General features: G+C 61.3%; 13 protein-coding genes. 9 read left to right on the top strand and 4 right to left on the bottom strand.

Annotation, left to right across the window (positions count from 1 at the left end; translation table 11 throughout):
- Positions 1 to 57 precede the first annotated feature (57 nt).
- The 3 genes from amn to FRT59_RS24130 form a co-directional block, all read right to left on the bottom strand.
- Entirely contained in the window at positions 58 to 1530 is a 1473-nt protein-coding gene (gene amn / locus FRT59_RS24140; RefSeq protein WP_153872579.1) for an AMP nucleosidase, read from the bottom strand.
- Between the two features lie 184 nt (positions 1531 to 1714).
- Entirely contained in the window at positions 1715 to 3367 is a 1653-nt protein-coding gene (locus FRT59_RS24135; protein ID WP_153872578.1) for an acyl-CoA dehydrogenase family protein, read from the bottom strand.
- A gap of 68 nt (positions 3368 to 3435) precedes the next feature.
- A complete protein-coding gene (locus FRT59_RS24130) occupies positions 3436 to 5835 on the bottom strand; it encodes a hybrid sensor histidine kinase/response regulator (protein WP_153872577.1) in 2400 nt (799 codons plus the stop codon).
- Between the two features lie 275 nt (positions 5836 to 6110).
- Between FRT59_RS24130 and FRT59_RS24125 the strand changes: the two genes are divergently transcribed.
- The 4 genes from FRT59_RS24125 to FRT59_RS24110 all read left to right on the top strand — a co-directional run bounded on the left by FRT59_RS24125 (position 6111) and on the right by FRT59_RS24110 (position 9658).
- Positions 6111 to 6908, top strand: coding sequence for a hydroxymethylpyrimidine/phosphomethylpyrimidine kinase (locus FRT59_RS24125; RefSeq protein ID WP_153839453.1), 798 nt, complete (start codon positions 6111 to 6113; stop codon positions 6906 to 6908).
- Between the two features lie 45 nt (positions 6909 to 6953).
- Complete coding sequence (gene thiE, locus FRT59_RS24120) at positions 6954 to 7583, top strand: thiamine phosphate synthase (protein WP_153872576.1); 630 nt, start codon at positions 6954 to 6956, stop codon at positions 7581 to 7583.
- Between the two features lie 11 nt (positions 7584 to 7594).
- Positions 7595 to 8878 (top strand): glutamate-1-semialdehyde 2,1-aminomutase, encoded by a 1284-nt coding sequence (gene hemL / locus FRT59_RS24115; protein ID WP_034117752.1) that lies wholly within the window; start codon positions 7595 to 7597, stop codon positions 8876 to 8878.
- A gap of 225 nt (positions 8879 to 9103) precedes the next feature.
- Positions 9104 to 9658, top strand: a complete 555-nt coding sequence (locus tag FRT59_RS24110) for a tetratricopeptide repeat protein (protein WP_034117751.1) — start codon at positions 9104 to 9106, stop codon at positions 9656 to 9658.
- A gap of 42 nt (positions 9659 to 9700) precedes the next feature.
- Here FRT59_RS24110 and FRT59_RS24105 read toward each other — a convergent pair whose 3' ends face one another.
- On the bottom strand, positions 9701 to 10027 hold the full coding sequence (locus FRT59_RS24105) for a DUF1820 family protein (protein ID WP_003194436.1): 327 nt from the start codon (positions 10025 to 10027) through the stop codon (positions 9701 to 9703).
- Between the two features lie 130 nt (positions 10028 to 10157).
- On the opposite strand from FRT59_RS24105, the gene miaB reads away from it, so the two are divergent.
- The 5 genes from miaB (at position 10158) to lnt (ending at position 15571) form a co-directional block, all read left to right on the top strand.
- Positions 10158 to 11486: a tRNA (N6-isopentenyl adenosine(37)-C2)-methylthiotransferase MiaB gene (gene miaB, locus FRT59_RS24100; protein ID WP_153839455.1), complete on the top strand. Its 1329-nt coding sequence runs from the start codon at positions 10158 to 10160 to the stop codon at positions 11484 to 11486.
- 215 nt (positions 11487 to 11701) lie between these two features.
- Entirely contained in the window at positions 11702 to 12706 is a 1005-nt protein-coding gene (locus tag FRT59_RS24095; protein WP_034117749.1) for a PhoH family protein, read from the top strand.
- The gene (gene ybeY, locus FRT59_RS24090; RefSeq protein ID WP_034117748.1) at positions 12699 to 13157 is read left to right on the top strand and encodes an rRNA maturation RNase YbeY; all 459 of its coding nucleotides are present in this window, start codon (positions 12699 to 12701) and stop codon (positions 13155 to 13157) included. Before FRT59_RS24095 ends, ybeY begins: the two co-directional genes overlap by 8 nt.
- Before the next feature lie 42 nt (positions 13158 to 13199).
- Positions 13200 to 14039, top strand: a complete 840-nt coding sequence (locus tag FRT59_RS24085) for a CorC family transporter (protein WP_010206772.1) — start codon at positions 13200 to 13202, stop codon at positions 14037 to 14039.
- A gap of 8 nt (positions 14040 to 14047) precedes the next feature.
- On the top strand, positions 14048 to 15571 hold the full coding sequence (gene lnt, locus FRT59_RS24080) for an apolipoprotein N-acyltransferase (protein WP_153872575.1): 1524 nt from the start codon (positions 14048 to 14050) through the stop codon (positions 15569 to 15571).
- Positions 15572 to 15625 lie beyond the last annotated feature (54 nt).

Here is a 15625-nt window from a genome sequence, read left to right as displayed (position 1 = left end):
TAACGGTCAGGACCGACAATGCTAGTGGCCTGACCGCCAAATGACCATCCCAACCGCTTAGCGGAACGGTGGCTCGTCGAAGCTGCGCAGTTTGCGCGAGTGCAGCGAGTTGAGTTCAGTACGCAACAGGTCGACCGCCTCGATGCCGATCTTCAAGTGCTGGCTGACCGCACGCTCATAGAACGCGTTGGCCGAACCCGGCAGCTTGATCTCGCTGTGCAACGGTTTATCGGATACGCATAACAAAGTGCCGTAGGGCACGCGCAGACGGTACCCCTGGGCGGCGATGGTGCCGCTTTCCATGTCCACGGCCACGGCACGGGACAGGTTGATCAACGGACGCTCCTGGGCCCAGCGCAGTTCCCAGTTACGGTCGTCGTAGGTCAGCACGGTGCCGGTGCGCAGGCGCTTTTTAAGCTCTTCGCCTTTCTCGCCTGTGACATTCGCCGCTGCCTGCTGAAGTGCCAACTGCACCTCGGCCAAGGCCGGGATCGGAATGTTCGGCGGTACCACGCGGTCGAGAATCCCGTCACGGCGCATATAGGCGTGAGCCAGTACGTAGTCACCGATGGTCTGGGATTGGCGCAGGCCGCCACAGTGGCCGATCATCAGCCAGCAATGCGGGCGCAGTACGGCCAGGTGGTCGGTGATGTTCTTGGCGTTGGATGGGCCGACGCCGATATTCACCAGGGTCACGCCGTGGCCATCGGTGGCTTGCAGGTGATACGCCGGCATCTGGTAGCGGTGCCAGACCACACCTGCGGCAATCGCCGAGGCTTCGCCGTGGTCCATGCTCTTGTCGATCACCACGTTGCCTGGCAATACCATGCGGATAAAACGCGGGTCGCTGCGCAGTTGCTCCAGGCCATGCACGATGAACTGGTCAACATAGCGGTGGTAGTTGGTCAGCAGGATCCACGGCTGCACATGGCGCCAGTCGCTGCCGGTGTAGTGCACCAGGCGGCGCAGGGAAAAGTCCACGCGGGCCGCGTCGAACAGCGCCAGGGGCAGCGGGTCGGTGTTTTCCCAATCGTAGAGGCCGTCGGCAATGCCATCGGTGGCGGCGGACAGGTCGGTACTGGGGAAGACACGGGCCAGGGTCGCGGCGGTTACGCCGGAGCCAGCCAGTTCGTCGCCCTGCTCCACCACGTAGGGGTATGGGATGTTCTGCTGGCTGACGCCCACTTCCACCGTCACGGTGAAGTCGTGCATCAACGGCACCAGTTGCTCGAGCAGGTACTTACGGAACGCGGCCGGATGAGTCACGGTGACGCTGTAGGTGCCCGGCAGTTGCACCTTGGCATACGCCCGGGTGGTCTGTGGGACTTCACCGTGGCAGTGGTAGGTCAGGCGCAGTTCCGGGTAGCGAAACAGTGCGCGTTGCTCAGCGTCGGGCTCGACGCGGTCCTTGAGGTATTGCTTGAGGGCTTGATTGAGTGCGCCGGTAGCACGCTCATGCAGGGCCGCCAGCCGGTCCACGGCTTCTTCGGCGGTTTGAACGACAACAAAAGCTTCGGTCACGGTAAGCATCCTGTGTTCTGACTTGCAGGCCTTTATCTTGCCTGTATCCCGGCCTCACCGAAACAACAGGATTGGAATGCACCTTAAAATGTGGGAGGGGGCTTGCTCCCGATAGCAGTGTGTCAGCCAAGGATTCAGTGACTGGCACACCGCTATCGGGAGCAAGCCCCCTCCCACAGTTGACCGTGTTTATTCAGCGAGATGGCGGGGTTGAGCGCGCGACTATGGCTTCTACATCCACCCCACGCGGCAAGGTGCCATACACCCGACCGGACGATTCACCCAACCGGCTGGCGATAAACCCATCACTGACCGCCGCATTCCCCGCTTCCAGTAACAACTTGGCCTGCAATGCCACGGCGATATCCTCGGTCAGTTGCCGTGCCCGGTACTGAATATCCTGGGTGTCCATAAACGCCGACTTCAATTGTTCGATATGCCGCGCCAACTGCTTGTCGCCGTGCCCATCGCCCAGCTCGACAAACAGCGTCTCCAGCACGCCCGGTTCTTTTGACAGCGCGCGCAGCACGTCCAGGCATTGCACGTTACCGGAACCTTCCCACGTCGAGTTCACCGGCGCCTCACGGTAAAGGCGCGGCAGGATGCTGTCCTCCACATACCCGGCACCGCCCATGCATTCGGCAGCTTCGTTGATCATCGCGGGTGCACGCTTGCAGATCCAATACTTGCCCACCGCCGTGACCAGCCGGGCGAACTTGGCCTCCTGTTCATCGTCAAGATGATCCAGGGCGCGGCCCATACGCAGGCTCAAGGCCAGGGCCGCTTCGCTTTCCAGGGCCAGGTCGGCCAAGACATTTTGCATCAGCGGCTGTTCGCTGAGCACGCGGCCACCGACCAAGCGGTGGGCGCAGTGATGGCTGGCCTGGGTCAGCGCCTGGCGCATCAAAGCGCTGGAGCCGACCATGCAATCGAAACGGGTCATGGCGACCATTTCGATAATGGTCGGTACACCGCGGCCCTCTTCGCCGACCATCCAGGCCAGGGCGCCGCGAAACTCCACTTCGCTGGAGGCGTTGGAACAGTTGCCGAGTTTGTTCTTCAAACGCTGGATATAGAACTCGTTGCGCGTGTCATCCGGGCGGTGCCGGGGCAGCAGGAAACAGGTCAGGCCCTTGTCGGTCTGGGCCAGGGTCAGGAAGCCATCGCACATCGGCGCCGAGCAGAACCACTTGTGGCCCACCAGTTCATAGGCCTGGCCGGGGCCGCCCGCGCCAACGGGATAAGCGCGGGTGGTGTTGGCACGCACGTCGGTGCCGCCCTGCTTCTCGGTCATGGCCATGCCAATGGTGGCGCCGGCCTTGTGGGCGATGCCGACGTTGCGTGGGTCATATTGGGTATTGAGGATTTTCGGCAGCCAGAGGTCCGCCAGGTCCGGTTGCAAGCGCAGGGCCGGGACGCAGGCGAAGGTCATGGTCAGCGGGCAACCGGTGCCGGCTTCGGCCTGGCTGTGCAGGTAGGTCATCGCCGCACGCGCCACATGGGCACCGGACTGCGAATGAGCCCACGGCAGCGATGGCAAGCCATGCTCGACGGCGGTGCGCATCAGCTCGTGATAGGCCGGGTGAAACTCCACCAGGTCGATGCGATGGCCATAACGATCATGGCTGCTGAACACTGGCTTGTTCTGGTTCGCCAGGAACCCGGCTTCCATCAGTGGCCCACCCGCCAGCGCGCCGTAGGCATCAATACGCGATTCGGCCCAGCCAGCGCCGAAGCGGCGCGACCATTCCTGCAGGGGCAGATCGATGCGATACAGGTTAGTGCCGTCCAGGGACGGTGGCTGGTTGGTGACGTCGTGGGTTTCGGCAAACGGGTGCAGGTTCATGACGGGCCTCCTGAAAAAAGGCCGCGTGAAATGATGGCCTGAAACTCAGTTAAGCACCGTCCCCGGCCTTAAAAAAGTGGCATACCCGCCGAATGTTCGGCGCTTTCGCCCTCTGCCGAGCACAGCAAACGGCGCTCCAGCACTGCCTGCAAGGCGTCGAAACGCACGGGTTTGGCCAGGCGGTCGGTCATGCCGATGCCATGGCAGCGTTCGCGTTCCGGCCCATTGGGTGAGGTGCTCAGGGCGATAACCGGTAACTCACCACACCCAGGCAAAGCGCGAATCTGACAGCACAACGAGAAACCGCCTTCAGGCACATCCAGCAGCACGGCATCGAAGCTATTTCCTTGCAACTGGGCCAGTGCCGCCGGGCCGTTATCCACGGCTTTGACCCGGTAACCGAGTTTAAGAAGCATGCCACGCACGGCCAACTGACCGACGCTGTTTTCGTCCACCAGCAGCACCGTGCAATCCTGGGGCGCACGTTGCGCCTGAAGCGCCTGCCCGCCAGCCTTGAGCTCCGATGGCACTGGCCTGACGTCTACTTCCAGCTGGAAGCGGCTGCCTTTGCGCGGCTCCGAATGATGAGTCAGGCGCCCGCCCAACAATTCGATCAACTGCCGGCAAATCGCCAGGCCAATGCCCAGGCCTCCGTACTCACGGGTCATCGATCCATCGAGTTGGAAAAAGCGTTGATACAGCGTGGCCTCGTCGAGAAAGGCGAAGCCGATACCGGTGTCAGTGACAATAAAGCTCAGGTGTAATGCGCCCTCCCCTTGGGGCACACCGACCACTCGCATGCGTACTACACCGACGTGGGTAAATTTGAACGCATTGTCCAGCAGGCAATCCAGACACTGGAGCAGTTTTTCGGCATCGCCGATCACTCGGTCCGGCAGCTCATCCGCAACGTCGATGGAAAATTCCAGGCCTTTGCTTTGGGCGCTGGGGGCGAACTGCTGCCGCAAGGTATCAAGCGTGCCACGCAGGCTGAACACTTGGGGCTGGGCCACCAGACGCCCGGCCTGCAGCTCGGTCAGGGTGAGGATACCGTTGACCATGCGCATCATGTCCCGTGCCGAACCGGCGGCGGTTTGCTGGTACTGCGCCAGGTCATTGCCCAGAGGCACGGTCTGCATCAGCTCCAAAGAGCCAATCACACCGTTCATCGGCGTCCGCAATTCGTGAGTCAGCGTAGCAAGGAACTCGTCCTTGAGGCGATTACTGCGGGCCAATTGCTGGTTGAGCGCTTCGAGCTTCTGGCTGGCGTCGAAGAGAATCTGCGCCTGCTGCTCGCGCATGCCGTTGATGCGATCAGCCAAGGCAAGTGACAGCAGCGCCACCTCGACGGCCGAGCCAATTTGGCTGGCATACATGGTTAGGAACACGTTCGGCAGGTAACCCAGCACCATCAGGGTATTGACGACGCCTCCGAGCAGGAACGCCGTCCAGGCGAAGATGAAATAGCGCGCCATGCGTTGCCCGCAGTACCAGGCCTTGATCGCGGCGACGAAGATGGTCACGGTGAATACCAGCGCCAGCCCGGTGGCCAGGCGCAGGGCCACCGCGTAGCTGGTCAGCAGCGCCAGCGCCATCACCAGCCCACCGCAGGCCGCCAGCGCCAGCAGCACCCGGTCGAGCCAGCGACTGTGCTGCGCGGTGTGCAGGAAGCTGCGAGCGAACAGGCTACCGAACAAGGCCGCCGAACCGATCAGGAACGGCACCGCCGCATTCGCCCACCACGGGTTGGTCGGCCAGAAGTACTCCACCGCGACCCCATTGACCGATAGCTGGTACAAGCCGAACGACGCGATATAGAGGATGTAATACAGGTAGCTGGTGTCGCGTACGCTCAGGTAAATGAACAGGTTGTAGATCAACATGCCCAACAACACACCGTAAATAGCCCCAAGCACATACAGGCGCAGCGGCTGTTCTTCCAGGTACGCAGTGCCCGCCCACAGCGTCAATGGGGCCTGGATCGAACCTTGGCTTTGCAAACGCAGGAACACCGTTTGTTGCTGGTCAGGTACGAAGTTGAGCTTGAACAGGTAGTTGCTCTGGCGCACTTCCCGGCTGGAAAAAGGCAATGCGCTGCCCGTGCGGGCGGTCAGCCGGTAGGTACCGGTGCCGTCGTTCTGGTACAGGTCCAGACGATTGAGCGGCGGGTAAGCCAGTTCAAGGAACCAGGTACGCGGTGCACGGGGATCTTTGGCGGTGTAATGCAGGTTGACCTTGAGCCAGAACACCGAGCGTGAATAGCCGGCATTGAGGGTGGCTTTGTCATGGGTTTTGAATTGGGCGGCGTAGGCGGGGGAACTGACATCAGCGATGGTGAGGGCGTCGGTGGGATCTTCGAGCACTTGCATGACCTGGCCCAGCGGCAGGCTTCGCGTGTCCTGGTTGAACTCGACGGCGCTGGCGAGCATCGGCAGCCCGCACAATATAAAGATCAGCAAATAGCGCATAGAGCCCCAGCGTGGCCTGTCCGGTTATGTCAAAAGCCCCCATTCCTTTTGAGAAGACGTACACCGGCGATACAGTAAGTTGTTTGAATGCACTTTAGCATAGCCAGTAAAGGCCATAGGACACTACTGAAATAATTTTTTGAAAGGCTCTAGATCAACGCTTTCAGCGAATTTCCAACAGGCTTCATCCGGCAGAAAAACAGCGTAACCAGGCGCACACTTCAACCATCGCCAGACGGCCACGCAAAAAGCGTTTGGTGGTAAGCTCGCGCACCATGAATATCTACAGCTCTCGCCCCGTTGTCCTCTGTCTCTCCGGCCACGATCCCAGTGGTGGCGCCGGCTTGCAGGCAGATATCGAAGCCCTGCTCGCCCAGGGCTGCCATGCCGCTACGGCCGTCACCGCCCTGACCGTGCAGAACACCGTCAATGTCAGTGATTTCCGCGTGCTTGACCGCGAGTGGGTAATGGCCCAGGCCAATGCCGTGCTCGGCGACTCCGAGGTCGCGGCGGTCAAGCTGGGCATGCTCGGTTCTGCCGCGATGGTCGACACCGTGGTCGAACTGCTGCAGGCGCACCCGCACTTGCCGGTGGTCTGTGACCCGGTGCTGCGCGCCGGCGGCGGCGGTAGCCTGGGCAAGGACGAAGTCGGCTACGCGATGCGTGAGCGCTTGCTGCCGCTGTCGTTGATCGCCACGCCCAACCTGCCTGAAGCGCGCATCCTGGCCGAACTGCCTGACGGCACGGCGGACGAATGTGCCGAGAAGCTGCTGCCGTACATCAAGCACCTGCTGATTACCGGCGGCCATGGTGACGAGCACGAAGTGCACAACCGCCTGTACAGCCGCGACGGCACGCGCCGCACCTTTACCTGCCAGCGCTTGCCCGGGAGTTATCACGGTTCGGGCTGCACCTTGGCCAGTGCACTGGCCGGGCGCATCGCACAGGGCGAGGGCTTGGCCAGCGCCGTGCAATCGGCTCTCAACTACACTTGGCGCACCCTGCGTGACGCTGAACAACTCGGCCAGGGCCAGTTTGTGCCGCGCCGGCTGCCGTTGGATTTCTGCTCGTAATACCCTGCTCGTACATCCTGCTCGTAACATCAAGGGACCTGCCCGATGAAACTACGTGGCCTTTACGCCATCACCGACAGCCAACTCCTGGCCGGCAAATTCCTCGCCTACGTCGAGGCGGCGCTGGACGGTGGCGTGACCCTGTTGCAGTACCGTGACAAAAGCAGCGACGAAGCACGCCGCCTGCGTGAAGCGGAGAAACTGCACAAATTATGTTCACGCTATAAGACCCAGTTGATCATCAACGACGACGCTGAACTGGCCGCGCGCCTGGGCGTGGGCGTACACCTGGGCCAGACCGACGGCCCACTGACCCCGGCCCGCTCATTGCTGGGTCGTCATGCGATCATCGGCTCGACCTGCCACGACCAGATCGAACTGGCCGAACAGGCCGCCAAGGAAGGCGCCAGCTATGTTGCCTTCGGCCGCTTCTTCAATTCCACGACCAAACCCGGTGCACCCGCCGCCACCGTTGAAATGCTGGCCCAGGCCCGCACGCGGCTGCAGCTGCCGATCTGCGTGATCGGCGGCATCACCCTGGACAACGCCGAACCGTTGGTGGCCCACGGGGCCGACTTGCTGGCGGTGGTACACGGCCTGTTCGGCGCCGAGACCACCCAGGAAGTCACGCGCCGCGCCCGTGCCTTCAACGACCTTCTTAAATATTCAGTTTAGAGAGCCCGATCATGTCCCGTTCCGAAACCCTGTTTGCCAATGCCCAGAAACACATCCCCGGTGGTGTGAACTCCCCCGTGCGTGCGTTCAAGAGCGTGGGTGGCACGCCGTTGTTCTTCAAGCATGCCGAGGGTGCCTACGTCACCGACGAAGATGACAAGCGCTACGTCGACTACGTCGGCTCCTGGGGCCCGATGATCCTTGGCCACAGCCATCCGGATGTATTGGAGGCTGTGCGCCAGCAACTGCAACACGGCTTGTCCTATGGCGCACCGACCGCCATGGAAACCGAAATGGCCGATCTGGTGTGCAGCATCGTGCCGTCGATGGAAATGGTGCGCATGGTCAGCTCCGGCACCGAGGCCACCATGAGTGCTATCCGCCTGGCCCGTGGTTTCACCGGCCGCGACAGCATCATCAAATTCGAAGGCTGCTACCACGGCCATTCCGACAGCCTGCTGGTGAAAGCCGGTTCCGGCCTGCTGACCCAAGGTGTACCGAGTTCGGCTGGCGTACCGGCGGCCTTCGCCAAACACACCCTGACGCTGCCGTTCAACGACATTGCCGCCGTCGAGCAGATGCTCAGCGAAGTCGGCCAGGACGTGGCGTGCATCATCGTCGAGCCGGTGGCCGGCAACATGAACTGCGTACCGCCGGCCCCGGGCTTCCTCGAAGGCCTGCGCGAGCAGTGCGACAAGCACGGCGTGGTGCTGATTTTTGACGAAGTGATGACCGGTTTCCGCGTTGCCCTCGGTGGCGCCCAGGCTTACTACGGCGTCACGCCGGACCTGAGCACCTTCGGCAAGATCATTGGCGGCGGCATGCCGGTGGGCTGCTTTGGCGGCAAGCGCGAAATCATGCAGCACATCGCGCCGCTGGGCCCGGTGTACCAGGCTGGCACCTTGTCAGGTAACCCGCTGGCAATGGCCGCCGGCCTGACCACTCTGCGCCTGATCAGCCGCCCGGGCTTCCACGCCGAGCTGACCGACTACACCACCCGCCTGCTCGACGGCCTGCAACAACGCGCCGACGCCGCCGGTATCCCGTTTGTCACCACCCAGGCCGGCGGTATGTTCGGCCTGTACTTCAGTGGCGCCGACGATATCGTCACCTTTGATGACGTGATGGGTAGCGATGCCGACCTGTTCAAGCGCTTCTTCCACCTGATGCTGGAAGGCGGCGTGTACCTGGCACCGAGCGCCTTCGAGGCCGGCTTTACTTCGATCGCCCATGGCGATGCTGAGCTGAAACTGACCCTCGATGCCGCTGAACGCGCCTTCGCCGCCCTGAAATAAGTGACGGCAACCTCTGACGCTGCCCCGGGCAGCGTCAGATTTGCTACTTTGCTTACAGAGATTTCCTGGATTTTTCGAGAATTGTCCTGCAAACCGGCAGATAACTTGCCCAAGCAGCAGAAAAACGAGTAAAGACTTTGTAAGCAGAGGCCTGCTTATTTCATAATGCGCGCTTATTGGACTCCCCGAGGGTCCGCGTGCCCCGTCAGAGGTAAGTCGATTCCCATGAAACGCACCGGCCGCACCCTGGTTCTGGGCTGCCTGTTGCTCCTTCAGCCGCTGCTGGCACATGCCCAGGCAGGCGGCAACTCGTTGTTAATCCCAGCGATGGGTCGTTGCACCCTCAATACCCAGCCAGACAGCCAGGCCGAAGCCCTGAGCGCGTGCCAGAAACAGGCCGACGATGGGGATGCGCAGGCGCAATACGAGTTGGGCGAGTACTACCATGACAGCAAGAACCCCGCCCTCGACCTCAACAAAGCGTTGAGCTACTTCGAGAAAGCCTCGTTGCAGGGCCATGCCCAGGCGCAATTCCAGCTGGGCAATATGTTCTTTCGCGGCGAAGGCGTGCCGGCCAATAACGTCCAGGCGTACATCGTGCTGAAAATGGCCGCGGTCAACGGCGCCGAAGACGCACTGGACACCGCCGACGAAGTCGCCGAGCACATGCAACGCGATGAGCTTGAAGTGGCTACCCAGGTGCTGGGGCAGATTTTCCGCAATTACCTGCAGGAATTGCAGAGTGCCGATGGGCGATCGCCGTTCTCACCCTTGCCCTGATTTCAGCTGAACCCTGCGATGGGCACACCTCGGTCTAACGCCCTACTTCTCAGGCATCGGCATCGGAAACGGCATGACATTGCTCGTGCCCCGTGCCTCGCTGATCTTTGGCGTGCCCAGGCGCTCGACTTCATCGATGCGCACAATCGAATGCATGGGCACAAAGCTGCGCACCACGCCTTCAAACTGAGCCTTGAGCTTTTCTTCGCCCGGGTCGACAACCAACTGGGTGCGCTCCCCAAAGACGAATTCTTCCACTTCCAGGAAGCCCCACAGATCACTTTGATAGATCTGCTTGGCGTACATTTCGAACACCTGGCCCTGGTTGAGGAAAATCACCTTGTAGATTGGAGCTTCACGTTTGGTCATGGTGGGCGGGGAACACATGGGGATATAAAAGAGGGCGCGAACTATAGCATGGCACCCGATGCACAGCGCTAGGAACCGATGGGCATGACCCCTATAATGCGCGGTTCTTTACCACCAGTTGACGATTCCCATGGCCAAGAAGCTTTATATCGAAACCCACGGTTGCCAGATGAACGAGTACGACAGCTCGCGCATGGTCGACCTGCTGGGCGAACACCAGGCCCTGGAAGTCACCGCCCGCGCCGAAGATGCCGACGTGATCCTGCTCAATACCTGCTCGATCCGCGAGCGGGCCCAGGACCGTGTGTATTCCCAGCTGGGCCGCTGGCGTGAATTGAAACTGGCCAACCCGGACATGGTGATCGCCGTCGGCGGTTGCGTGGCCAGCCAGGAAGGCGCCGCGATCCGCGACCGCGCACCGTATGTCGATGTGGTCTTCGGCCCGCAGACCCTGCACCGCCTGCCGGACATGATCGACGCCGCACGCATCACCAAGCTGCCCCAGGTGGACGTGTCGTTCCCCGAAATCGAGAAATTCGACCATTTGCCCGAGCCGCGCATCGACGGGCCAAGCGCCTACGTGTCGGTAATGGAAGGCTGCAGCAAGTACTGCACCTTCTGCGTGGTGCCCTACACCCGCGGCGAAGAGGTCAGCCGCCCGTTTGACGACGTGCTGTCGGAAATCATCCACCTGGCCGAAAACGGCGTGCGTGAAGTGACCCTACTGGGCCAGAACGTCAACGGCTACCGTGGCTTGACCCATGACGGGCGCCTGGCCGACCTGGCAGAGTTGATCCGCGTGGTCGCCGCCGTCGATGGCATCGAGCGCATCCGCTACACCACTTCGCACCCGCTGGAGTTCTCCGACAGCCTGATCCAGGCCCACGCCGAAGTGCCGGAGCTGGTCAAGCACCTGCACTTGCCGGTGCAATCGGGCTCGGACCGCATCCTGTCGGCGATGAAGCGCAACCACACAGCGCTGGAATACAAATCCAAATTGCGCAAATTACGCGCCGCCGTGCCGGGCATCTGCATCAGTTCGGACTTTATCGTCGGTTTCCCGGGCGAAACCGAAAAAGACTTCCAACAGACCATGAAGCTGATCGAGGACGTCGGTTTCGACTTCTCCTACTCGTTCGTCTACAGCCAGCGCCCGGGCACACCGGCGGCGGACCTGGTGGACGAAACCCCGGAGGAGCTGAAAAAGGAACGCTTGAACGCGCTGCAACACCGCCTCAACCAGCAGGGCTTCGAAATCAGCCGACAGATGGTCGGTTCGATCCAGCGCATCCTGGTCACGGATTACTCGAAGAAAGACCCGGGTGAATTGCAGGGGCGCACCGAGAACAATCGCATCGTCAACTTCCGCTGCAATACTCCAACCCTGATTGGCCAGTTTGCCGATGTACACATCGATGCCGCGCAACCGCACTCGTTGCGTGGGTCGTTGGTGCAATAATTTGCAGATCAACAAATTCCAATGTGGGAGGGGGCTTGCCCCCGATGGCGGTGTGTCAACCAACACATGCAGTGACTGATACTCAGCTATCGGGAGCAAGCCCCCTCCCACATTAGAACCATGCAACATTCCGATGACGTAAGTGCTTTCGTACCCGCGCCACTGGCGTTATCCTCTCTATCACCTAAACAGCCAAAGGGCGGCTAAAAGCAACCTTGAACGCACCCATAGCAGAACCCCATCGCTTTCTCCTCGAGCCGTTTGAGGCTCGCCGTTTCGCCAACCTGTGCGGACAGTTCGACGAGCACCTGCGCCTGATCGAACAACGCCTGAGCATCGAGATCCGCAACCGCGGCAATCAGTTCGAGCTCATTGGTGAACCCCAACACACCACGTCTGCAGAAAACCTGCTGCGCCGCCTCTACCGCGAAACCAAGGGTAGTGAGCTGTCGCCGGAAACGGTGCACCTGTACCTGCAGGAATCCGCCGTGCAAGACCTGGCCAATAACCCGGTGGCCGAAGCCAGCGTGGCCCTGCGTACCAAAAAAGGCATGATTCGCCCGCGCGGCTTGAATCAGCAGAAGTACGTCAAGGAAATCCTCGGCAACGACATCAACTTCGGCATCGGCCCAGCCGGTACCGGCAAGACCTACCTGGCCGTGGCCTGTGCGGTCGATGCCCTGGAACGCGAGCAAGTGCGGCGCATTCTGCTGGTGCGTCCGGCAGTCGAGGCGGGCGAAAAGCTTGGCTTCCTGCCCGGCGACCTGGCCCAGAAGATCGACCCGTACCTGCGCCCGCTCTACGACGCACTCTACGAGATGCTCGGCTTTGAATACGTGGCCAAGCTGATCGAGCGCCAGGTGATCGAGATCGCCCCGCTGGCCTACATGCGTGGCCGTACCCTGAACAACAGCTTCATCATCCTCGACGAAAGCCAGAACACCACCGTCGAGCAGATGAAGATGTTCCTCACCCGTATCGGTTTCGGCTCCACGGCCGTGATCACCGGTGACGTCACCCAGGTCGACCTGCCCAAGGGCACCAAGTCCGGGCTGGCCCAGGTGATCGAGGTGCTCAAGGACGTGCCGGGCATCAGCTTTACGCACTTCATGCCCAAGGACGTCGTACGCCACCCACTGGTGCAGCGCATTGTCGAGGCCTATGAGCGTTTCGACCATAAGGACGACGCACCGGCCAAGGACGTTCGCCGCGATGCTTGAGCTAGATCTGCAGCTGGCCACCGACGCGCCCGCCCCCAGCGAAGAACAGTTCCGTCAATGGTGCACCCTGGCCTTGCGCCAGCGCAGCGCTGACTCGGAACTGACCATTCGTCTGGTCGACGAGCCCGAAGGCCGCGACCTGAACCACACCTGGCGCCAGAAGGACTACGCGACCAATGTGCTGTCCTTCCCCGCCGACGTACCGGATGAGCTGCTGGATATCCCGTTGCTGGGCGACCTGGTGATCTGCGTCGAAGTGGTCGAGCGTGAGGCGAAGGAACAAAACAAGGAACTTGAGGCCCATTGGGCCCATCTAGTCATCCACGGCTGCTTGCATCTCTTGGGTTACGACCATATAGACGATGACGAAGCCGAAGAAATGGAAGCACTGGAACGAACGTTGCTTGCAGAACTGGGTCACCGCGACCCATACGCAGACGACGAAAACTGATCAACACTCAACTGTCATATCAAAGGATTTAGAGTAATCGCTATGAGCGAAGACCGATCGAGCAACGGGCAGAAGTCATGGCTGGGTAAACTGACCCAGGCTTTTGCCCACGAGCCGAAAAACCGCCAGGAGCTGCTGGAGCTGCTGCGCGAGGCCCACCAGAACAAGTTGCTGGACAGCGAAGCGCTGGCCATCGTCGAAGGCGCCATCCAGGTGGCTGACCTGCAAGTACGGGACATCATGGTCCCGCGCTCGCAGATGATCAGCATCAAGGCGACCCAGACCCCACGGGAATTCCTCCCGGCCGTGATCGACTCGGCGCACTCGCGCTACCCGGTGATCGGTGAAAGCCATGACGACGTCATGGGTGTCCTGCTGGCCAAGGACCTGCTGCCGCTGATCCTCAAGGAGAACGGTGACAGCTTCAACATCAAGGACCTGCTGCGTCCGGCCACCTTCGTACCTGAATCCAAGCGCCTGAATGTGCTGCTGCGCGAATTCCGCGCCAACCACAATCACATGGCCATTGTGATCGACGAATACGGCGGCGTGGCGGGCCTGGTGACCATCGAGGACGTGCTGGAACAGATCGTCGGCGACATCGAAGACGAGCACGACGTCGAAGAAGACAGCTACATCAAGCCGCTGCCCAGCGGTGATTTCCTGATCAAGGCACTGACGCCGATCGAGAACTTCAACGAGTTCTTCGACAGCGAATTCTCCGACGATGAGTTCGATACGGTCGGCGGCCTGGTGATGAGTGCGTTCGGGCATCTGCCTAAGCGTAACGAAACGACCGAGATTGGCGCCTATCGCTTCCGCATCCTGAATGCTGACAGCCGCCGTATTCACTTGATTCGCCTGACACCTATTGCCCGCTAAGGATTGATATGCGCCGTCTGACCCGCCCCGGCTGGCCCGGTAATTTGCTGGCCGTGGTGGCCGGCGCCATCACTACCCTGGCGCTGGCGCCGTTCGATATCTGGCCGTTGGCACTGGTAGCGGTCGGTTTGTTCTATATCGGCCTGCGGGAGCTGACACCGCGCCAGGCCCTGGGCCGTGGCTGGTGTTTCGGCTTCGGCCTGTTTGGTGCCGGTACCAGCTGGATCTACTACAGCATCCACCACTTCGGCGGCGCTTCGGTGCTGCTGGCGGGGTTCCTGATGCTGCTGTTCACCGCAGCCATTGCCTGGTTCTTTGCCCTGCCCGCCTGGTTGTGGGCGCGCTGGCTGCGCCGCAATGAAGCGCCATTAGCAGATGCACTGACCTTCGCGGCGTTGTGGGTCGGCCAGGAAGCGTTTCGTGGCTGGTTCCTCACCGGTTTCCCCTGGTTGTACTCCGGTTACAGTCAACTCGACGGCCCGCTGACCGGCCTCGCGCCGCTGGGCGGGATGTGGCTGATCTCCTTCGCGCTGGCGCTGACCGCAGCGCTGCTGTGCAACCTGCCCCGCCTGCTGGCGGGCAAGCGCAATGCCTTTATTGGCGCTGGCCTGGTGCTGCTGGTCGCGCCCTGGGCCACCGGCCTGGCGCTCAAGCATCACGCCTGGACCTCGCCCTCCGGCGCGCCGCTGAGCGTGGCCGCGATCCAGGGCAACGTCGAGCAAAGCATGAAGTGGGACCCCGAGCAGCTCAATGCGCAACTGGCCCTGTACCGCGACATGAGCCTGAGCTCCAAGCGTGTCGACCTGCTGGTATGGCCGGAAACCGCGGTGCCGGTGCTCAAGGAGTCCGTCGAGGGCTACCTGGGCATGATGGGCAAGTTTGCCGCCGACCGGAACACCGCGCTGATCACCGGGGTGCCGATTCGCCAGGAACTGCACCACCAGAAGCGCTACTTCAACGGCATCACCGTGGTTGGGGAAGGAGACGGCACTTACCTGAAGCAAAAGCTGGTGCCGTTTGGCGAGTACGTGCCACTGCAGGACATGCTTCGCGGGCTGATTGCCTTCTTCGATCTGCCGATGTCGGACTTCGCCCGCGGCCCGTCAGACCAGGCCATGCTCCAGGCCAAGGGCTATCAAATCGCGCCGTTCATTTGTTATGAGGTGGTGTACCCGGAATTCGCCGCCGGCCTGTCGGCCCAGAGCGACCTGCTGCTGACCATCAGCAACGACACCTGGTTCGGCCGCTCCATTGGCCCGTTGCAGCACCTGCAAATGGCGCAGATGCGTGCGTTGGAGGCTGGCCGCTGGATGATCCGCGCCACCAACAATGGCGTGACCGGGTTGATCAACCCGTTTGGGCAGATCACCGCGCAGATACCGCAATTCGAGCGCGGCATTCTCTACGGCGAAGTGGTACCGATGCATAACCTCACACCGTACCTGCAATGGCGTTCGTGGCCGTTGATCATTGTGTGTGTGCTGCTATTTGGCTGGGCGCTGCTGGCCGGCCGGATGTCCAAAACCGTCTAACGGGACAAACACAATACAATGTGAGAGGGGGCTTGCTCCCGATAGCGGAGTGTC

This window comes from Pseudomonas haemolytica, assembly GCF_009659625.1.
Lineage (GTDB): Bacteria > Pseudomonadota > Gammaproteobacteria > Pseudomonadales > Pseudomonadaceae > Aquipseudomonas > Aquipseudomonas haemolytica.
Note: the sequence above shows the minus strand (reverse complement) of the source record. Positions and strands in the feature narration are given on the sequence as shown.